This is a genomic window from Shimia ponticola, from assembly GCF_007995215.1.
Classification (GTDB): domain Bacteria; phylum Pseudomonadota; class Alphaproteobacteria; order Rhodobacterales; family Rhodobacteraceae; genus Shimia_B; species Shimia_B ponticola.
Genome location: NZ_VCDK01000003.1, coordinates 403,928 through 423,819 on the forward strand (window position 1 = coordinate 403,928; position 19,892 = coordinate 423,819).

Here is a 19,892-nt window from a genome sequence, read left to right on the forward strand (position 1 = left end):
TCAATATGCCGCCCAGGACGGGCAATATGCGTGCCGCGTCGGCAAGCCGCCTGCGCCGAAAACCATCCTGCGGAAGAAAAAAGGATATCTTGGGTCGCTCTGCCATGGCGCCCTTGGCCTAGTCGCCCGCCAACGCGCGCACGCGCTCAAGCACGTCCGAATTGGAAAACGGCTTGGTCATGTAGTCGCTCACGCCTGCCTCTTCTGCACGTTCGCGGTCCTTGGTCTGACCTCGGGCCGTCAGCATAAGAACGGGAAGATTGCGCGTGTCATCCTGCCCCCGAAGATCACGCAGGATCTCAAAGCCAGAGCGGTTCGGCAGCATGGCATCAAGGATAATGACGTCAGGCATACGATGCGCCACGGCCGCCATCGCGGTCGCGCCATCAGAATGCGTGTCCACATGCCATCCGTCACGGGACAGGATAAACCGCACCGCTTCGATGATATTGGGTTCATCCTCGATCAGAAGGACGCGTTTGCCCATCCGTCGATCCCCTCCCTAGCTGTTTAGCCTTTTTATTAATCAGACTATGCGGCTGTTTTCACAGCAGAGTCAAAACCCATCTGCAAGGATCGACGGCTCCCTACGGGCCGGACATGCCTCTTTTGGACACACCCTGCACGACATACCAACGTCTAATGCGTCAGAGCCCGGGTCCTCGACTGGTACGAGCAGCATCGTTGATCTCAAAATTGGATCTTGCCCATAGGCTGTTGCAGCGTCCGGGGCCGCCACGGCGTATCCGCGAAGCGTCTCTCCCTTTGCCCCAAGACTGCGCAATGCTGCCGCGATAGGCATATGCGGGCGCGACAAAGCTCCGAACAATGGCCACAGCGCACAGGCATCGCCGTAACGAGGCAAAGGAAACCCTTCGAGAGACCGGCGCAACGTCAGTGTCCCCGAAGCATCGCACTCAACAAGCCCGACTTTGCGTCCATGGAGCGGGATCTGGGCCAAGCGCCGCAACACGGTTTGCATCGGCACGCCAAGCGCATGCGTCAGCCTCAGAGGATCGAGCCCTTCTTGCCGCACCATCGCCAGGAGCGTGTCCGTTGGCACCCGTGCGGCCTCGTCCCGTAGACGCGCAGCATAGCGATCCAACAAGGCTTTGCCTTGGGCCGTTCCCTCAAACCCGGTTGGCTCGCCGCCCGCCTCGACATTCGGAAGGTAGAATTCACGCGCTCCAAGATAGCTCTCTAATTCCTCAAGCGGTGTGCTGTTGGAACTTGGCCCGGACTGCGGAGCGTCGAGATAGGTCACCAAAGCCTGCGAAGCATCGCCCAGACGGACTGCGTCTTCCATGATGTTCTTATGAAATCGGTCCTGCCAAATCGCCTCAACCGGGTCCGGCCCCGTCAGGATTGAGGCAGATGACCGGATCGAGGTGACCATCGACAGCATCTCATGCAGAGACGCCGAAAGAAACGGATCATGGGCCAAGCGGTCCGACAGCGCCGAAACGGTGTTTTCGAGGGCTTCTATCTTGCGGCCCTGCTCTGCGATGACGCCTGCCCAAGCTGGATAGCGTCCGGCAAATTCCTCGGTCGTTTCCAGCTCTGGCGCAGCCTGCGCGGCCATGGCGGCAGCGCGCAGGTCATTCAACAGACTGACCTCTGCGCCATCCGCCAGAAGCGCGGCATCGGTCTCCAACGCGCCAGCAATATCCAGCAACAATTTACCCGCGATTCTGCGCCGATTATGTTCGATCAGGTTGAGGTAGGACGACGAAATGCCCACCTCACGTGCCAGCGCAGACTGCTTTTTGCCCATGGCAATGCGGCGTTCCCGAATGCGTGTCCCGGCCAAAGAGCGTGTACCACCGGGTACGGAAGTTGAAAAACTGTTCATTTTCAGCGCGTTTCTGCAGTGCGTCGAAAATTAGTTTACACACCAGACGAGACTTGTGAAGATTTTTTCACAGAAAAATGCTGTGTTCATAGGCACTTGTTGCCTTGTTTTCCGGATTCAAGTCATCTTTTGGGCACACTGTAAAAAAGTGTGCGGTCTGCCGCGCCGGGAAGAGGAGCCCGAACCAGCAGCCCTTCAATCCAAATGGGAGGATTATATGTCCAAACTCAACCTGACCCGTCGTGGTGCGCTCAAAGCAGGCGCAGCCGCTGGTGCGGGCCTTGCTCTGCCAACCTATCTGTCGGCAGCTGGCCACGCTGGCTTTACCAACGCTCCTGGCGACAGCAGCGTTACGCTGGGTTTCAACGTTCCACAGACTGGCCCTTACGCAGACGAAGGTGCAGACGAACTGCGCGCCTTTGAACTGGCGGTCGAGCACCTGAACGGTGGCGGCGACGGCGGCATGCTGAACACCTTCTCGTCCAAAGCTCTGGACGGCACCGGCATCCTGGGCCGCAAGGTCGAGTATGTGACCGGCGACACGCAAACCAAGCCTGACGCAGCACGCGCATCGGCCCGTTCGATGATCGAAAAAGACGGCGCCATCATGATCTCCGGCGGCTCATCCTCGGGTGTGGCTGTTGCTGTGCAAGCGCTCTGCCAAGAAGCTGGCGTTATCTTCATGGCTGGCCTGACGCACTCGAACGACACTACGGGTAAAGACAAGAAGGCGAACGGTTTCCGTCACTTCTTCAACTCGTACATGTCCGGTGCAGCACTCGCGCCGATCCTGGCCAACAACTACGGCACCGACCGTAAGGCCTATCACCTGACCGCGGACTACAACTGGGGCTACACGACCGAAGAAGCGGTCCGTACCTCGACCGAAGCCATGGGTTGGGAAACTGTTGCAGCGGTTAAGACGCCACTGGCACAGACCGACTTCTCGTCCTACATCGCTCCGGTTCTGAACTCGGGTGCGGACGTTCTGGTTCTGAACCACTACGGCGGCAACATGGTCAACTCGCTGACCAACGCAGTTCAGTTCGGCCTGCGCGCAGCAGAAGCCAACGGCAAGAACTTCGAAATCGTTGTTCCTCTGTACTCGCGTCTGATGGCGAAGGGTGCTGGTGAAAACGTGGCCGGCATCTTTGGTTCGACGAACTGGCACTGGTCGCTGCCAGACGAAGGTTCGCAAACCTTCACCCGTTCGTTCGGCACCAAGTACGGCTTCCCACCGTCGCAGGCGGCACACACCTGCTACGTGCAGACGCTGCTGTATGCGGATGCGGTCAGCCGCGCCGGTTCGTTCAACCCATGCGCCGTTGCAGAAGCTCTGGAAGGCTTCGAATTCGACGGTCTGGGCAACGGCCCAACGCTTTACCGTGCCGAAGACCACCAGTGCTTCAAAGACGTGCTGGTCGTGAAGGGTAAAGAAAACCCAGACAACGAATTCGACCTTCTCGAAATCGTTGAAGTCACCCCTGCCGCACAGGTCACGTATGATGCGTCGATCTTCGGTGGTGACTTGGGTTCCTGTAACCCAGGCGCATAAGCCTACCCGCGCCCTGCCCGCATGTCGGGCGGGGCGCACCCCATGTGTACTCTCCCAATAAGAACCCCGCGCCGCGCTAAGTTCCGTTAGCCCCGCGCGCGCCCAAAACCGCTGGACCCAGGGGGGCCAAATGGATCAGATAATCCTTCAAATCCTGAACGGGCTGGACAAGGGCAGCGCCTATGCGCTGATCGCTCTTGGCCTGACGCTCATCTTCGGCACGCTGGGTGTCGTGAACTTTGCGCACGGCGCGTTGTTCATGCTCGGCGCATTCTGTACCGTGACCCTGTCGCGCATGCTCTCGCTCAGCCACGAGGTTGTGGACGAAACACGCACCGACTTCCTCGGCAACCCGCTCAAGGTGGACGTGCCTTACTTGTACGACATCTTCGGCGAGACAACGGGCGCCGCGATCATCGACTGGGCGGTCCCTCTCTCGATCCTCTTTTCGATCCCGATCATGATCCTGATCGGCATCGCGATGGAACGCGGCCTGATCAAGCATTTCTACAAACGCCCCCACGCCGACCAGATTCTTGTGACCTTTGGTCTGGCCATCGTTTTGCAGGAAATCATCAAGTACTACTTCGGTGCCAACCAGATCCCGACCCCTGCCCCAGAGGCATTTGTCGGCTCGTTCGATTTTGGCGCAGCCATCGGCTTTGATCCGAATGCGATTATCTATCCCTACTGGCGTATCGTGTACTTCTTCTTTGCGATGACACTCATTGCCGGTGTGTTCGCCTTCCTGCAGTTCACCACCTTCGGGATGGTCGTCCGCGCAGGCATGGCCGACCGCGAAACCGTGCAGCTTTTGGGCATCAACATCGACCGTCGCTTTACGATCATGTTCGGCATCGCCGCTGCAGTCGCTGGCCTCGCGGGTGTGATGTACACGCCCATCGTTTCGCCAAACTACCACATGGGCATGGACTTCCTTGTCATCAGCTTTGTGGTCGTTGTGGTCGGCGGCATGGGCTCGCTTCCGGGCGCTGTTCTGGCCGGGTTCGTTCTGGGTATTCTCGAAAGCTTTGCGTCGATGCGCGAAATCATCGAGCTGCTGCCCGGTATCAACCAGGTGGTCATTTACCTCGCCGCAATTCTCATTCTGCTTACACGTCCCCGTGGCCTGCTTGGTCGCAAGGGCGTCATGGAGGACTGATCCATGCTAGGTCTCGATAAAAAAGACTTCACCCTTTTGCTGATCGTGTCGGCGCTGGTGCTTCTTGCTCCGCTCCTGCTGAACCCCTTCCCAGAAGGCAGCGCGATGGCACAGTTCAACGCAGGCTATCCCGACCTGATGCAGCGGTTTGTGATCTTTGGCATCTTTGCCATCGGCTTCAACATCCTGTTTGGTCTGACCGGCTACCTGTCCTTCGGCCACGCAGCCTTCCTCGGTGCCGGCTCCTATGCCGGGATGTGGATGCTCAAGCTGCTCAGCATGAACGTGATCCCTGCGATCATCTTCTCGACGCTGATCGCAGGTGCCATCTCGTTCCTGATCGGCTGGATCTCCTTGCGCCGCTCGGGCATCTACTTCTCGATCCTCACGCTGGCCTTCGCACAGATGGCGTTTGTTCTGGCAGCCTCCGTCCTGACACCGATCACCGGTGGTGAAACGGGCCTGCAGCCTGCCCTGAGCGACCCGCGAATCCTGCCCGAGTTCCTTGGCGGCGGATCGGTTACAGCCGATGGCAACATCCCCAAGCCATCCCTCTTTGGGATTGAAATGACCGCATCGTCCGAAGTTGCTGTTGGCAACTGGCTGTGGACACTGAACTGGGGCTACTACCTGTCCGGCTTCATGATGCTGGTGGCCTTCTACATTGCCATCCGCATCTTCCGGTCGCCATTCGGTTTGATGCTGAAAGCGGTCAAATCGAACCAACAACGGATGAGCTATACCGGTCTGAACACCCGTCCCTACATGCTGGCATGCTTTGTCATATCGGGCATGTATGCCGGTCTGGCCGGTGGTCTGATGGCCGCAATGGACCCACAGGTGGGTGCAGAGCGGATGCAGTGGACCGCATCGGGTGAAGTTGTTCTGATGACGATCCTTGGTGGTGTCGGCACGCTGATCGGCCCCGTCCTTGGCGCAGGTCTCATTAAGTACTTTGAAAACATCTTCTCGAAGATCAACAAAGCCACGCTTGAAGTCTGGTTCGGTGTCTTCCCTGACTGGATGACCGACCTGATGGTGACCATTGTCTATCCGTTCATCGGCAAAGGCTGGCACCTGACCCTGGGTCTGATGTTCATGGCCGTCGTGATCTTCCTGCCCGGTGGGCTTGTGGAAGGTGGTCAGAAAATCGCCAAGCTGTTCTCGCGCAAGAAAGAGCCCGAGACGCCTGGCGGCGAAGCGAAACCGGCAGAGTAAGGAGACAGATCAATGGGTATCCTTGAAGTCAAAGGTGTCGGCAAACGCTTCGGCGGCCTGCAGGCCCTCAGTGAAGTGAACCTCAGTGTCAAAGAGAACACCGTTCACGCCATCATCGGCCCCAACGGGGCCGGTAAATCCACCCTTCTGAACTGCCTCGTGGGCAAGCTGATCCCGGACACCGGATCGGTCATGTTCGACGGTCAGTCCGTGCTGGGCCGCAGCCCACACGAGATCAACCAGATGGGCATCAGCCGCGTGTTCCAGACGCCAGAAATCTTTGGTGATCTGACCGTCATGGAAAACGTGATGATCCCTTGTTTTGCGAAACGTGATGGGTCGTTCGAACTGAACGCAATTTCACCAACGCGCAAACATGGTGACATCCGCGACATGGCCGAACAGATGCTGATCGACGTGAACATGCAGGACAAACGCAACATGCAGGCGTCCTCCATGTCGCGTGGTGACAAGCGCCGTCTGGAAATGGCGATGTGTCTTGTTCAGAAACCCCGCCTTCTGCTGCTGGACGAACCCACAGCGGGTATGGCGCGGGCCGATACGAACAACACGATCGACCTGTTGAAAGAGATCAACGAGACGCGTGACATCACCATGGCGATCATTGAACACGACATGCACGTCGTCTTCTCGCTCGCTCAGCGCATCACCGTTCTCGCTCAGGGCACACCGCTGGTCGAAGAGACGCCTGATAACATCAAAGGCCATCCAAAGGTGCGCGAAGCGTACCTTGGTGAAGCTCAAGTCTAAGGAGTGGCGACATGAACCAACCGTTCAATCCCAACGCCAACCACGCCGCCACGGCGCCTGCGTTCTTTAGCGTCTACGACATGCACGCCTACTATGGCGAAAGCTACATCGTCCAAGGCATCAGCTTTAACATCCACGAGGGCGAAATCCTCGCCCTTCTGGGTCGGAACGGCGCCGGCAAAACCTCCACGTTGCGGGCGATTGCTCGCATCGGGGATCCTCAAGTGACGCAAGGCGAAATCTGGCTCGACCACAAACCGCTCCATGACATGACCTCTTATGAGGCATCGCAAGCGGGTCTGGCGCTGGTTCCAGAAGATCGCCGGATCATCCCCGGTCTGACCGTGGAAGAAAACCTGCAACTGGCGCAGATCGCTCCGCCAAAAGGCTGGAACCTCGATCGTATCTACGACCTGTTCCCGCGCCTTGGCGAACGCCGCAAGCAAGAGGGTGTCACACTGTCGGGTGGTGAGCAGCAGATGCTGTCCATCGGGCGCGCACTCTGCCGTGACATCAAGGTGCTGCTGCTGGATGAACCCTATGAAGGTCTGGCTCCCGTCATCGTACAGGAAATCGCCAAGACACTCGGACACATCCGGGATCAGGGCATTACAACAGTGATCGTTGAACAAAACGCCGTCGCCGCTCTCAAACTCGCCGACCGCGCGGTGATCCTCGACACCGGCACAGTTGTCTATGATGGCTCTGCGCAAGAGGTTCTGGACGACGAAAAACTGCGAGCCGAATACCTGGCCATCTAAATCAGACGCCCGGGTCGCAAGGCCCGGGCGTTTTTAACTGGGCGAAACCGCCCACCAGAAAAACACGACCTAGGGGGACTTCCATGCAGGACGAAGCTGCCAAAACATTTCCGCCGAACGCTGAATTCAAAGCCAAGACACACCTCGACGCCGCCACTTATGACGAGATGTATGCCGCGTCGATCAACGACCCGGACGCGTTCTGGGGCGAACATGGCAAGCGCATCGACTGGATCAAGCCCTTTACCAAGGTCAAGAACTCCACCTACGCCCATCCCGACGTATCGATCAAATGGTTCGAAGACGGCACGCTGAACGTCGCAGCGAACTGCATCGATCGTCACCTTGCCACGCGTGGGGATCAGGTCGCGATCATCTGGGAAGCGGACGATCCGAACGTTTCCAAGAGCATCACGTACAAAGAGCTGCACGAGCAGGTCTGCAAACTGGCCAACGTGTACAAGGGCATGGGCGTCGGCAAAGGGGATCGCGTCATCCTCTATATGCCGATGATCCCGGAAGCTGCCTACGCGATGCTGGCCTGCGCCCGGATCGGTGCCATCCATTCGATCGTGTTTGGTGGCTTCTCCCCCGACGCGCTGGCCGCCCGCATCCAAGGCTGTGAAGCTTCGCTTGTCGTGACGGCCGATCAGGCCCCACGCGGTGGTCGCAACACACCTCTGAAGGCCAACGCTGACAAGGCGATGGAAATCTGCGGCGACGTGCCAATGCTGGTCGTCGAACGCACTGGTGAAGACGTCGGCATGAAAGAAGGCCGCGATCACTCCTACTCCGCATTGATGGCTGATGCTTCGGCCGATTGCCCCGCAGAAGAGATGAACGCAGAGGATCCGCTGTTCATCCTCTACACCTCGGGCTCGACTGGGATGCCCAAAGGCGTGCAGCACTGCACCGGCGGCTATCTGGTCTACGCGTCGATGACGCACCAATACACGTTCGACTACCACGATGGTGACATCTTCTGGTGTACCGCTGACGTTGGCTGGGTGACTGGCCACAGCTATATTGTCTATGGCCCCCTCGCGAACGGCGCGACCACGCTGATGTTCGAAGGCGTGCCCACCTACCCCGACGCAGGCCGTTTCTGGGCCGTTTGCGAAAAGCACAAAGTCAATCAGTTCTACACGGCCCCCACCGCCATCCGCGCGCTGATGGGCCAGGGCAACGAGTTCGTTGAGAAATACGACCTCAGCACCCTGAACCTGCTGGGCACCGTGGGCGAACCGATCAATCCGGAAGCCTGGAACTGGTACAACGATGTTGTCGGAAAAGGCCGCTGCCCCATCGTCGACACATGGTGGCAGACCGAGACCGGCGGCCACATGATGACCCCAATGCCAGGGGCGCATGCCACCAAACCTGGCTCGGCCATGAAGCCGTTCTTTGGCGTCAAACCCGTCGTTCTTGAACCGACCTCCGGCGAAGTAATCGAAGGCAACGATGTCGAAGGCGTGCTTTGCATCGCCGACAGCTGGCCGGGTCAAATGCGCACCGTCTATGGCGATCACGAGCGTTTCGTGAAGACATACTTCAGCGACTACAAAGGCTACTATTTTGCCGGCGACGGCTGCAAACGCGATGCAGACGGCGACTACTGGATCACCGGTCGCGTCGATGACGTCATCAACGTTTCTGGCCACCGGATGGGCACGGCAGAGGTCGAAAGCGCGCTTGTAGCGCACCCCAAAGTGTCCGAAGCGGCAACCGTCGGGTACCCGCACGACATCAAAGGCCAAGGCATCTACTGCTACGTCACCCTGATGGCGGGCGAAGAGCCGTCAGACGAGCTGCGCGCCGAGTTGCAAACCTGGGTCCGCAAAGAAATCGGCCCCATCGCCAAACCGGACCTTATCCAATGGGCCCCCGGCTTGCCCAAAACCCGCTCTGGCAAGATCATGCGCCGCATCCTGCGCAAAATTGCCGAGAACGATTATGGCAGCCTGGGCGACACCTCGACGCTTGCTGATCCTTCAGTGGTCGATGATCTGATCGAGAACCGTCAGAACAAATAAGGACGGTTCGATGCTGATCTTGACGGCCCGACATGCCTGTCGGGCCGTTTTCGTTTGCGTCCCCTTCGCATGGGGGAACGTCCGTTGCCCCTTCCCCTCTGTGGTTGGTTGACCTATAGGCACGTCGTTACCACATTTCGTAACAGCGCAGTTCACGCGCCAAGGACAGAAGAAGCGGGGAGTTATGGCCAAGGCATCTCACGACGGGGACGTCGCATTCATCAAGGCTCTGGCAGAGTTGCTAAGGGAAAACGACCTGACCGAGCTTGAGGTCAAACGTGACTACGCCGAGGACGATAGCCTGAATGTACGTGTCAGCCGCGCCGCACCTGTGGCTGCTGCTGCACCGGCACCAGTCGCTGTCGCAGCGCCAGCTCCAGCCGCCGCCGCACCGGCGCCTGCCGCGTCAGCACCTGCCGCAGAGGTGTCAGACGACCCGGCGTCGCATCCCGGCGCGGTCACATCCCCCATGGTCGGCACCTGCTATCTTCAGCCTGAACCAGGCGCACCCAGCTTTGCCTCCGTTGGCCAACAGGTCAAAGAAGGCGACACGATCCTGATCATCGAAGCCATGAAAACGATGAATCAGATCCCCGCGCCGAAATCCGGCACGATCAAACGTATCCTCGTCGAAGACGGCAGCCCCGTGGAATTCGGCGCACCATTGATGATCATCGAATAATGTTTCGCAAGGTTCTGATCGCCAACCGGGGCGAGATCGCGCTTCGTGTCATACGGGCCTGCCGGGAAATGGGCATTGGTTCAGTTGCTGTGCATTCCACCGCTGATGCGGATGCCATGCATGTTCGGATGGCGGACGAGGCCATTTGTATCGGCCCTGCTCCGTCGCCACGGTCCTACCTGAACATCCCGGCCATTATCAGCGCGGCTGAAATCACCGGGGCGGACGCCATCCACCCCGGCTATGGTTTCCTCAGCGAGAACGAAGGTTTCGCACAGGCGCTTGAGGATCACGGCATCACGTTCATCGGCCCAACGGCTGAACATATCCGCGTCATGGGTGACAAGATCACCGCCAAAGACACGATGAAGGCATTGGGCGTGCCCTGCGTGCCCGGCTCGGACGGTGGCGTGCCAGATGTCGAAACCGCTCTGAAACTGGGCGAAGAGATGGGATACCCGGTCATCATCAAGGCGACAGCCGGTGGCGGCGGGCGCGGGATGAAGGTTGCCAACTCTGCCGAAGAGATGCCAACCGCGTTCTCGACCGCGCGCGCTGAAGGCAAGGCCGCCTTTGGCAATGACGAAGTCTATATCGAGAAATATCTGACCACGCCCCGCCACATCGAAATTCAGGTGTTTGGCGATGGCAAAGGCAACGCCGTTCACTTGGGCGAACGTGACTGTTCCCTCCAACGCCGGCACCAAAAGGTGTTTGAAGAGGCACCTGGCCCCTGCATCACTCCGGAAGAACGCGCCCAGATCGGCAAAACCTGCGCCGACGCCGTGGCGAAGATCAACTATATCGGTGCTGGCACCATCGAATTCCTTTATGAAAAAGGGGAATTCTATTTCATTGAGATGAACACCCGCTTGCAGGTCGAACACCCGGTAACCGAAGCCATTTTTGGTGTCGATCTGGTGCGTGAGCAAATCCGCGTGGCGGAAGGTCTGCCGCTTTCGTTCTCGCAGGACGAGCTTGAAATCAACGGACACGCCATTGAGGTGCGCATCAACGCCGAAACCTTCCCCGGTTTCGCGCCCCGCCCCGGCACCATAAATGCGTATCACGCCCCGGGCGGTCTGGGCGTACGGATGGATAGCGCGCTTTATGATGGCTATTCGATCCCGCCCCACTACGACTCGCTTATCGGGAAACTGATCGTTCACGGTCGCGACCGACCAGAAGCGTTGGCGCGTTTGAACCGCGCTCTGGGTGAATTGATCGTGGATGGTGTGGAAACCACCGTGCCGCTCTTTCACGCGCTTTTGCAGGAAGAGGATGTTCACACGGGCGACTACACGATTCACTGGCTGGAGAAGTGGCTGGCGGCAAATTACGACGCCTGAAGCCTGTGCTTTGGTGAAACCGGTTTCTCGCCTATCATTTGACCATGCGTGATGACAGCCTTCCGCTGACGCCTGAGCTTTTGCTGCGGGCCTATATGGCCGGGATTTTCCCGATGGCGGAAACGCGTCATGCGACGGATGTGTTCTGGGTCGATCCTGAACGGCGCGGCATCATTCCTTTGGACGGGTTGATCCTGAGCAGATCGCTGCGCCGGACAATCCGGCGTCAGAATTACGATATCCGTCTGAATACCGACTTTGACGGCGTCGTGCGCGGCTGTGCGGCACGGGACGAAACCTGGATCAACAATGAGCTTCACCAGCTCTATTCGCAGCTGTTCGAGGCGGGATTTGCCCACGCAATCGAGGTGTGGATGGATGGTGAATTGGCCGGCGGCATCTTTGGCATTGCCATTGCCGGGGCTTTCTTTGGTGAAAGCATGTTCTCAGCAAGGCGCGATGCGTCAAAGATTGCGATGGTGTATCTGGTGGACCTGCTGAAACGCGGCAATTTCAGCCTGTTCGACACGCAGTTCACCACTGATCACCTGCGCAGCCTTGGCGGCACCGAAATCCCTCGGTCGCAGTATCAGGCGAAGCTAAAGCAAGCGCTTGCACGGGAAGCCAGCTTTGTCGCTCCCGGCCTTGCCGTCGACGCTCAGGACGTCTTGCAGCGCAGCACCCACACGTCATAGCGGGGATGATCCAGCGCGTTCAGTGCAGGGCTGGACGCGATCATCCATCCTTCAAAAACGGTTTGGTCGTCACCGCGGTCTTCGATCTGCAACAAAGCAAACGCATCGCCTGATGGATTTCCCGTGGGGTACCGACACTCGGTCAAACGAATATCCAGCGACCCAAGCCGCGCGATCTGGCCTGAAAACATCTCGACATCCTCAAGCTGGCCGGATGTCTTGTCCAACAGGCGAATGATCGCGCCGGGCCCAATTGTCGCCTCTTGCGCGTAAGCTGCCCCGCCGAGAGATGCCGCCATCAATGTCGCAAACAGTCGGCTCAATTCTCGCCTCCGAACACGCGCAGCAGGAGAGTGATCAGACCAACGGCGCCTTGCGTGTCGCTGAACGTGTCGCCCGGCTCAAGGTTGAACGGCGATCCGCCCGGCTGAATTTCCACAAAGCTGCCGCCCAGCAGACCCTCGGATGAGATCAGGATGCTGCTGTCATCGGGCAATTGGTATTGATCTGACACGGCCACAGTCATGTCGGCGCGAAACGTTTGGGGATTCAGTGTGATGTCCGTCACAGTTCCGACCTTCACGCCACCCATGCGAACATCGCTGCCGATGGCGATCCCTTCGACAGAGCTGAAAGACGCGCTCAACGGATATTGCCCACCCGACACCGACGGTCCGGAATTTCCGGTTGCGAAAAACAGAAACGCCGCTGCGACAATCAGAACGACGGCACCGGTAACAACTTCAACCAGGTTTTCCCGCATTATTCAGGCGTCCAAGCCTCGTAATCGGTCCGCTCAACCGGTTCGCTACGGCGCAGGGACCCGGCGGGTGCATAGGCCATGGCGGTGCCTGTCAAGTTTTCCTGATGCGGTTTTTCCCATGACTTGCGCGGCACTGGCGCCTTGGTTGGTGGCTCTTCCCATGTCCGGTGCAGCCACCCGTGCCATTCAGGGCTGACGCGGCTTGCTTCAACTTCGCCGTTGAAAATCACCCAACGGCGCGAGCCATCGGCGTTCTCGTAAAAAGTGTTGCCCTGCTCATCTTCGCCGACCTTCTTGCCGTGGCGAGCGGTGAAAATCTGTGTTCCGATGGTTTGGTCGTTCCACCAGGTCACAGCGCGAAGAATGGTGTTGAGAATGCCCATCATGGCCTCCTGCTAGGGTTGCTGCGGGTATGCCGCAACATGGGGACGACGTCCAGTGCCAGCGTGGTCGCACAAATGGCTAGCTGCCGGTGTAGGCAGTGACCTCAATCTCGATCTTGTACTTGGGATCAATCAGGTTGCATTCGATCATCGTCGCGGCGGGCGGATTGGCACCGAAGGTCGATGACAGCAGTGGCCAACAGGCTTCGAAGTCTGCCGCACGTGGAAGATAATACGTCACACGCACGACCTCGGCCATGCTAGCTCCAGCTTTTTCAAGCGCGTCTTCAATGATGCTTAAAGCGGAAGCGCATTGATCCTGAACCGCCTCGGGGACATCCGGACCAGCGGCAACTGTCCCGGCCACATGAATCCAGTCACCCGCTACAACCGCCCGACAATAGCCGATCTTTTCCTCGTACACGCCGCCTGATTTGATGCGTTTGATCATAGCTGCCTCATCCAACGAAAACGGCGCAGGAATGTCCCGCGCCGTTCGTTTGTCTCATATGTCGTCGGCCTTAACCAGCGGTGGCTGGCTCTTTAGTCGCTTCTGCGTGAATCATCAGCGGAGCCGCGTCGGCGGTCACCGCATCGTCATTCACAACGACCTCTGACACGCTTTCCATGCCGGGCAGATCGAACATCGTATCCAGCAGGATGCCTTCCAGAATGGACCGCAGACCGCGCGCACCTGTTTTCCGCTCGATCGCTTTTTTGGCGATGGCCTGCAACGCATCGTCGGTGAAGGTCAGCTTGGTGTCTTCAAGCTCGAACAGGCGCTGGTACTGTTTGACCAACGCGTTCTTAGGTTGGGTCAAGATCGTGATCAGCGCGTCTTCATCCAGGTCTTCCAACGTCGCAATCACCGGCAAACGGCCCACGAATTCTGGGATCAGACCGAATTTCAGCAGGTCTTCTGGCTCAAGCTCTGTAAAGAGCTCGCCTGTGCCCCGATCATCATTGTCACGTACATCCGCACCAAAGCCGATGGCTTTGCCTTTACCGCGCTGCGCGATGATTTTGTCCAGACCAGCAAAGGCACCGCCGACGATGAACAGGATGTTCGTTGTGTCGACTTGCAGGAACTCCTGCTGGGGATGCTTGCGTCCGCCCTGTGGCGGGACCGATGCAACCGTCCCTTCCATGATCTTCAAAAGCGCCTGCTGCACGCCCTCGCCCGACACGTCGCGCGTGATCGAAGGGTTGTCAGACTTGCGTGTGATCTTGTCGACCTCGTCGATATAGACGATGCCGCGCTGCGCGCGTTCGACGTTGTATTCGGACGCCTGCAGCAGTTTCAGAATGATGTTCTCGACATCCTCACCCACATAGCCCGCTTCGGTTAGCGTCGTCGCATCGGCCATGGTGAATGGCACGTCCAGAATACGCGCAAGGGTCTGCGCCAGCAGCGTCTTACCGCAACCGGTCGGTCCGACCAGCATGATGTTCGATTTGGCCAGTTCGATGTCGTTCGACTTCGAAGCGTGGTTCAAACGCTTGTAGTGGTTGTGGACAGCAACCGACAGCACACGTTTCGCGTGCCCCTGGCCGATCACGTAATCGTCCAGAACCTCGCAGATTTCCTTGGGCGTCGGCACACCGTCGCTGGACTTCAGACCGCTGGTCTTCGTCTCTTCGCGGATGATGTCCATGCACAACTCAACGCATTCATCGCAGATGAAAACCGTTGGCCCCGCGATCAGTTTGCGGACCTCATGCTGCGACTTGCCACAAAAGCTGCAGTAGAGGGTGTTTTTGCTTTCGCTTCCGGAATTGCTCGCCATGGCGTGTACCTTTCGGGGCGCCGTTCGCCCCATCTGATGCTGTCTTCCGCGCCCTATTCGCTGGGCGTTGCCGGGGGAAACCGGTTTCCCGGAACAGTAGGGCCTGTATCCCCCGACCACAATGCCAAATTGGCTTACTCCTCGGCGTCACCGCCCGAGGCTTTTTCCACGATCTCGTCAACGTGGTTCCATTCCTTGGCTTCTTCTGCGGTCATGAAATTGTCCCGCTCAAGCGCCTTTTCGATGGTGTCAAAGTCGTGGCCCGTGTGCTTGACGTAGATGTCGTACAGCTGGTTCCGTGTACGCCGCGTTTCTTCGGCGTGGATGAAGATGTCCGTCGACTGGCCCTGGAACCCTCCGGACGGCTGGTGAACCATGATCCGGCTGTTTGGCAGCGCAAAGCGTTGACCCTTTTCACCGCCAACGGCCAAAACCGACCCCATCGACGCCGCCTGCCCCACAACCAGTGTGGTCACGGCGGGACGGATATATTGCATCGTGTCATAAATCGACAAACCGGCTGTCACCACGCCGCCGGGGCTGTTGATGTACATGCTGATCTCTTTCTTGGGGTTTTCAGCCTCAAGATGCAGCAACTGCGCGACGATCAGGTGGCTCATCCCGTCATGGATCGGGCCATTCACGAACACGATGCGTTCGTTCAAAAGGCGCGAGAAGATGTCCATCGCGCGTTCGCCACGGCTGGTCTGCTCGATCACCATGGGAACAAGGTTGTTATAGGTTTCGATGGGGTCTCTCATGTTCTTCCTGCCTGTGATGTTGGGGAAGTGGATGGGGCAAAATAGCTAAGGGAGTCTTAGTTCCGCGACCAATGGGGTACAAGTGGCCTATATCCGGGCAAGTGCGCAAACACAGGGTCAAAAAACACAACCGCGCGCAACCGCCAGACTTAGCCACGTAAGATCGTATTCCCATTTGTAAACCTCACGCGCTCATAGATGCGCTTTGCTTGTCAGGTTGCACGGAACGCCTAGCTGATGCGTCAACAGACACAGGAGCGCCCAAAATGACGCTGACCTTCGAGCCGACCCGCACCGCTGCATTGAACCGACTGTCAAATTTCCTGCCCCACACAGGGCGCGATTACGCCAGTCTGCGGAATTATGATCTGCCAGGGCATCCGCATGTTTCCGGGCTCTCGCCTTTTATCAAGCACCGGTTGATCACCGAAGAAGAGGTTCTGCAGGCCACCCTAGGCCGCTTTTCACTCAGCACAGCTGAAAAGTTCATCCAAGAAGTCTACTGGCGCACCTATTGGAAAGGCTGGCTGGAAATGCGCCCATCCGTCTGGACGATGTATCAATCCGGAGTTCAGGCCCAATTGAACCGCGTCCAAACAGAAAGCGGCCTTCGGCAAGAATGGGAGGCCGCCTGCAAAGGCGAAACCGGCATCGAATGCTTCGATCATTGGGCCAACGAGCTGACCAGTACCGGTTACCTCCACAATCATGCGCGCATGTGGTTCGCCTCGATCTGGATTTTCACACTGCGCCTGCCTTGGGAGCTTGGGGCCGATTTTTTCATCCGGCACCTGCTCGATGGTGACCCAGCATCCAACACATTGGGATGGCGCTGGGTCGCAGGGCTTCAAACTGCTGGCAAAACCTATCTTGCCCGCACTTCAAACATTGCAAAATTCACCAAGGAGCGTTTTCGCCCGCAATACCAATTGGCTGGCGAGGCCCAACCAGTCGAAGGCTTCCCAAATCCAGAGCGCGCGCCCCTGCCCTTGGCCGATAGTTTGGACACCTCAGTGCCAACTGTCCTTGTCCTGACTGATGACGACCTGAGCCCCGGCTTCATGCTTGATCGTGGCCTCTCGCCAGTCGCGACCGCGGTCGTTCCAACTTATAAAGGTCGCTCGCCGCTTGAAATCGCCGATCACATCCCTGCGTTCTTCAAATCCGCGACGGATGACGTCACCGATCGTTACTGCGCACGTCTTGGTACGGTGGACACGATCGCGCCAGAAGACCTGCAAAGCTGGGCTGCCAGCCATGGTGCGGATCACATGGTCACCGCCTATACGCCGGTGGGATGGACCAACGACGCCCTGTCACGAGCGACCGGTGACATCCCCCTGCGCCGCATCCGCCGCAGCTACGATGAATCCGCATGGCCCTATGCCACCGCCGGCTTCTTTAAGTTCAAGGAAAAGATCCCGCGTCTTGTCGGAGAGATCAAAGGATTGAAGGCGGCCTGATCCCCTGTTGCATGGCATTGAACCCGGGACGGTTTCATACCACAAACAGGCCAACGAAAACGAAGGCCCTGACATGACAGCCCCCTTAGCCGGTCTCAAAGTCGTCGAACTCGCCCGCGTTTTGGCTGGGCCATGGATCGGTCAAACCTTGGCCGATCTGGGCGCCGAAGTGATCAAGATCGAAAGCCCCGAGGGCGATGAAACGCGCACATGGGGACCGCATTTCATCGAACGCGATGGCGACCGGACAGCGACTTACTACTACGCCACCAACCGGGGAAAGACCGGGCTGACTGCGGATTTAAAAACAGACGCGGGGCTCAAGAAAGTCAAAGACTTACTGGGCGACGCTGATGTCTTTATCGAGAACTTCAAAGTCGGCGGCCTTGCCAAATACGGGCTCGACTATGCGACCCTTTCGCAAACACATCCGCGCCTGATTTATACCTCGGTCACAGGCTTTGGTCAGACCGGTCCCTACGCGCACCGTGCCGGTTACGATTTTCTTATTCAGGGAATGTCGGGGATCATGGACCTGACGGGTGAGGCAGATGGCCCACCCCAGAAACCGGGCGTGGCCTTTGCCGATATTTTCACCGGGCTTTACGGTGTCATCGGCATCCAAGCGGCCCTGCGGGATCGCGAGCAGACTGGGCTGGGCCAGCACATTGATCTGTCCCTGCTGGACACGATGACCGCCATGATGGCCAATCAGGCGTCAAGCTATCTTGCGACCGGGATCAGCCCCACACGCATGGGCAATGCGCATCCTTCGATCGTGCCATATCAGGTTTTCCCGGTACAAGACGGCCATATCATCATCGCCTGCGGAAATAGCGGACAGTTTCAGCGCCTGTGCACGGCCATTGATCGTGTGGACCTTGCCGAGGATACTCGCTTTGCAACCAACCCGCTGCGGCTCGATCATCGCGATGAGTTGGTCACTGCGCTTACCGAGGTCTTTTCGAACTGGCATCGCGATGAGTTGCTGGCCGCCTGCGAGGCCCAAGGCGTCCCTGCCGCCCCCATCAACACTCTGGGCCAAGCGCTTGAAGACCCTCACATAAAGGCACGCGGACTGCGCATTTCGCCGGAGGGGATCGCCGCGCTTCGCACGCCGCTGAAATTCTCGCGCTCAACACTCACTCACACCAAGACTGCACCAAAGTTGGGACGGGATGACTGATCCCCTGCGCTCCATGGGGACGGACCTATGCCGTCTGTTCTGATCACGGGTGCCTCCGATGGCATCGGTCGCGCCCTTGTCGAATGCTACCGCAGCAAAGGCTGGACGGTGATCGCCCATGGACGCCGCCAAGCAAGCCGCGTTGCGCCGCAACTTCCCGCGCAGGTCAAATATGTTGAGGCGGACCTGAACATGCCAACCGAGGATACGATTGCTCGGGTAGCGCAGGCCACGCCGGATAGTCTTGATCTTGCGATCTTAAACGCAGGCATGGGCGTCGTAGCACCGCCGGAAAGGACAACGCCGGCCCAGATCAACGATATGATTGCGGTCAATACCACCGCCCCGCTCCTTTTGGCACAAGCCCTGTTTCCCAGATTGCAAGCAGCCCAAGGCAAGTTGACCTTTATCGGCTCTACTGCCGCCCGAGGTGCACATCGCGATTTCGCGGTTTATGCGGCGACCAAGGCAGCACTCTCCGGTGCGGCGCGATCGCTGCGTCTTGAATGGGAAGGCCGCGTTCCGGTTCAAATCATCCACCCCGGCCCCACAGCGACAGGCATGCACGACAAGGCAGGCCTCGGCGATATCGCGGCCCGCAAGTATTTCACCGCGCCCGACCGCGTCGCGCGCGCCATTGAAACCGCAATTGAGGGCGACAAACCCTCTGTGCGTTTCGGTCCCCTGTTCATGCTGCGTCACGCAATCGCGGGATCACGCACATGACGACAGTGATCACAGGGGCCGCCAATGGGCTGGGCCGCGCGTTGGCTTTGGCCTGTATCGAACGAGGAGAGAGCGTTCTTGCCATCGACCTGGATGCAGCGGCGCTTGCAGAGATTGACGGCGCGCAACCGCTTGCATTTGACCTTACAGCGCCCGACGCCGCGCAATCGATCATCGCGGCATTGGAGACGCCTGTAGCCTGCATCATTCATTGCGCAGGCATCAGTGGCACCGGCAGGTTTGAGGATATTCCCGCCGAGCACCACGCGCGGATCATGGCGCTGAACTTCACCGCGCCGGTTCAGATCACAGCCGCGCTGCTCGCTGCAAACGCGTGCGCACCGACCGCCAAGCATGTCTTTGTCGGGAGCCTGTCGACCTTTACCGGCTACCCTGGTGCGACGTCCTACGCGGCCTCCAAGGATGGGCTCAGCAGCTTTACCCACTCACTGCGCAAATCATTGCCACGCGGAATGTCGTCGCACTGCGTCTATCCTGGCCCGCTGCGGACCGACCATGCCGCGCGTTATGCGCCAGATAACAGCGAAGCCACAGTCGCACGGCGGCAGTCACCAGAGGAGGCAGCAGCGCTGATCCTGACTGCCATGGATCGCCGGCGCCGGGCGATCTTTCCCGGCTGGAAAACCCGTGCTTTTGCTTTCGCAGGCCGCATTCTGCCGGGTCCAGTTGGGCGCACCTTGCGACAATCGCTTTTTGAGACGTTGAAAGAGCCGAAACTCTAGGA

Annotated in this window: 21 protein-coding genes; 13 read left to right on the plus strand and 8 right to left on the minus strand. The window is 58.5% G+C overall.

Annotated elements, in window-relative coordinates; genetic code table 11:
* Positions 1-118: 118 nt before the first annotated feature.
* Together FE702_RS05370 and FE702_RS05375 are read right to left on the minus strand one after the other, a co-directional pair.
* Positions 119-487, minus strand: a complete 369-nt coding sequence (locus FE702_RS05370; protein WP_147125233.1) for a response regulator transcription factor — start codon at positions 485-487, stop codon at positions 119-121.
* A 69-nt stretch (positions 488-556) separates the two neighbouring features.
* On the minus strand, positions 557-1,852 hold the full coding sequence (locus FE702_RS05375; protein WP_147125234.1) for a helix-turn-helix domain-containing protein: 1,296 nt from the start codon (positions 1,850-1,852) through the stop codon (positions 557-559).
* Between the two features lie 217 nt (positions 1,853-2,069).
* Between FE702_RS05375 and FE702_RS05380 the strand changes: the two genes are divergently transcribed.
* From FE702_RS05380 to aat, 9 genes are all read left to right on the plus strand, one after another.
* Entirely contained in the window at positions 2,070-3,407 is a 1,338-nt protein-coding gene (locus FE702_RS05380; protein WP_147125235.1) for a substrate-binding protein, read from the plus strand.
* A 130-nt stretch (positions 3,408-3,537) separates the two neighbouring features.
* Positions 3,538-4,569, plus strand: a complete 1,032-nt coding sequence (locus tag FE702_RS05385; protein WP_147125236.1) for a branched-chain amino acid ABC transporter permease — start codon at positions 3,538-3,540, stop codon at positions 4,567-4,569.
* Positions 4,570-4,572: 3 nt separating this feature from the next.
* Complete coding sequence (locus FE702_RS05390; RefSeq protein ID WP_147125237.1) at positions 4,573-5,787, plus strand: branched-chain amino acid ABC transporter permease; 1,215 nt, start codon at positions 4,573-4,575, stop codon at positions 5,785-5,787.
* Positions 5,788-5,799: 12 nt separating this feature from the next.
* The gene (locus FE702_RS05395) at positions 5,800-6,558 is read left to right on the plus strand and encodes an ABC transporter ATP-binding protein (RefSeq protein ID WP_147125238.1); all 759 of its coding nucleotides are present in this window, start codon (positions 5,800-5,802) and stop codon (positions 6,556-6,558) included.
* An 11-nt stretch (positions 6,559-6,569) separates the two neighbouring features.
* Positions 6,570-7,319, plus strand: coding sequence for an ABC transporter ATP-binding protein (locus tag FE702_RS05400; RefSeq protein ID WP_147125239.1), 750 nt, complete (start codon positions 6,570-6,572; stop codon positions 7,317-7,319).
* 83 nt (positions 7,320-7,402) lie between these two features.
* On the plus strand, positions 7,403-9,352 hold the full coding sequence (acs, locus tag FE702_RS05405; RefSeq protein ID WP_147125240.1) for an acetate--CoA ligase: 1,950 nt from the start codon (positions 7,403-7,405) through the stop codon (positions 9,350-9,352).
* 184 nt (positions 9,353-9,536) lie between these two features.
* A complete protein-coding gene (accB, locus tag FE702_RS05410; RefSeq protein WP_147125241.1) occupies positions 9,537-10,034 on the plus strand; it encodes an acetyl-CoA carboxylase biotin carboxyl carrier protein in 498 nt (165 codons plus the stop codon).
* The gene (accC, locus tag FE702_RS05415; RefSeq protein WP_147125242.1) at positions 10,034-11,383 is read left to right on the plus strand and encodes an acetyl-CoA carboxylase biotin carboxylase subunit; all 1,350 of its coding nucleotides are present in this window, start codon (positions 10,034-10,036) and stop codon (positions 11,381-11,383) included. The genes accB and accC overlap by 1 nt, the downstream gene beginning before the upstream one ends.
* Positions 11,384-11,427: 44 nt before the next feature.
* Complete coding sequence (aat, locus tag FE702_RS05420) at positions 11,428-12,078, plus strand: leucyl/phenylalanyl-tRNA--protein transferase (protein ID WP_147125243.1); 651 nt, start codon at positions 11,428-11,430, stop codon at positions 12,076-12,078.
* Here aat and FE702_RS05425 read toward each other — a convergent pair.
* The 6 genes from FE702_RS05425 to FE702_RS05450 all read right to left on the minus strand — a co-directional run bounded on the left by FE702_RS05425 (position 12,042) and on the right by FE702_RS05450 (position 15,772).
* A complete protein-coding gene (locus FE702_RS05425; protein ID WP_346722151.1) occupies positions 12,042-12,401 on the minus strand; it encodes a DUF2155 domain-containing protein in 360 nt (119 codons plus the stop codon). The two genes, aat and FE702_RS05425, sit on opposite strands and share 37 nt — an antisense overlap.
* Complete coding sequence (gene mlaD, locus FE702_RS05430) at positions 12,398-12,841, minus strand: outer membrane lipid asymmetry maintenance protein MlaD (protein WP_147125244.1); 444 nt, start codon at positions 12,839-12,841, stop codon at positions 12,398-12,400. The genes FE702_RS05425 and mlaD overlap by 4 nt, the downstream gene beginning before the upstream one ends.
* Complete coding sequence (locus FE702_RS05435) at positions 12,841-13,224, minus strand: NADH:ubiquinone oxidoreductase subunit NDUFA12 (RefSeq protein WP_147125245.1); 384 nt, start codon at positions 13,222-13,224, stop codon at positions 12,841-12,843. Before FE702_RS05435 ends, mlaD begins: the two co-directional genes overlap by 1 nt.
* A 79-nt stretch (positions 13,225-13,303) precedes the next feature.
* Positions 13,304-13,675, minus strand: coding sequence for a RidA family protein (locus FE702_RS05440; protein ID WP_147125246.1), 372 nt, complete (start codon positions 13,673-13,675; stop codon positions 13,304-13,306).
* Between the two features lie 70 nt (positions 13,676-13,745).
* Positions 13,746-15,011 carry an ATP-dependent Clp protease ATP-binding subunit ClpX gene (clpX, locus tag FE702_RS05445; protein ID WP_147125247.1) on the minus strand — a complete coding sequence of 422 codons (1,266 nt, stop codon included), beginning with the start codon at positions 15,009-15,011 and terminating at the stop codon, positions 13,746-13,748.
* Positions 15,012-15,145: 134 nt separating this feature from the next.
* Positions 15,146-15,772, minus strand: coding sequence for an ATP-dependent Clp protease proteolytic subunit (locus FE702_RS05450; protein WP_147125248.1), 627 nt, complete (start codon positions 15,770-15,772; stop codon positions 15,146-15,148).
* Between the two features lie 266 nt (positions 15,773-16,038).
* Between FE702_RS05450 and FE702_RS05455 the strand changes: the two genes are divergently transcribed.
* The 4 genes from FE702_RS05455 to FE702_RS05470 all read left to right on the plus strand — a co-directional run bounded on the left by FE702_RS05455 (position 16,039) and on the right by FE702_RS05470 (position 19,890).
* Positions 16,039-17,235, plus strand: coding sequence for an FAD-binding domain-containing protein (locus FE702_RS05455; protein ID WP_147125249.1), 1,197 nt, complete (start codon positions 16,039-16,041; stop codon positions 17,233-17,235).
* Between the two features lie 73 nt (positions 17,236-17,308).
* Positions 17,309-18,421, plus strand: coding sequence for a CaiB/BaiF CoA transferase family protein (locus FE702_RS05460; protein ID WP_147125250.1), 1,113 nt, complete (start codon positions 17,309-17,311; stop codon positions 18,419-18,421).
* A gap of 27 nt (positions 18,422-18,448) precedes the next feature.
* Positions 18,449-19,147 carry an SDR family NAD(P)-dependent oxidoreductase gene (locus FE702_RS05465; protein ID WP_147125251.1) on the plus strand — a complete coding sequence of 233 codons (699 nt, stop codon included), beginning with the start codon at positions 18,449-18,451 and terminating at the stop codon, positions 19,145-19,147.
* Positions 19,144-19,890, plus strand: a complete 747-nt coding sequence (locus FE702_RS05470) for an SDR family NAD(P)-dependent oxidoreductase (protein ID WP_147125252.1) — start codon at positions 19,144-19,146, stop codon at positions 19,888-19,890. The genes FE702_RS05465 and FE702_RS05470 overlap by 4 nt, the downstream gene beginning before the upstream one ends.
* The last annotated feature ends 2 nt before the right edge of the window (positions 19,891-19,892 follow it).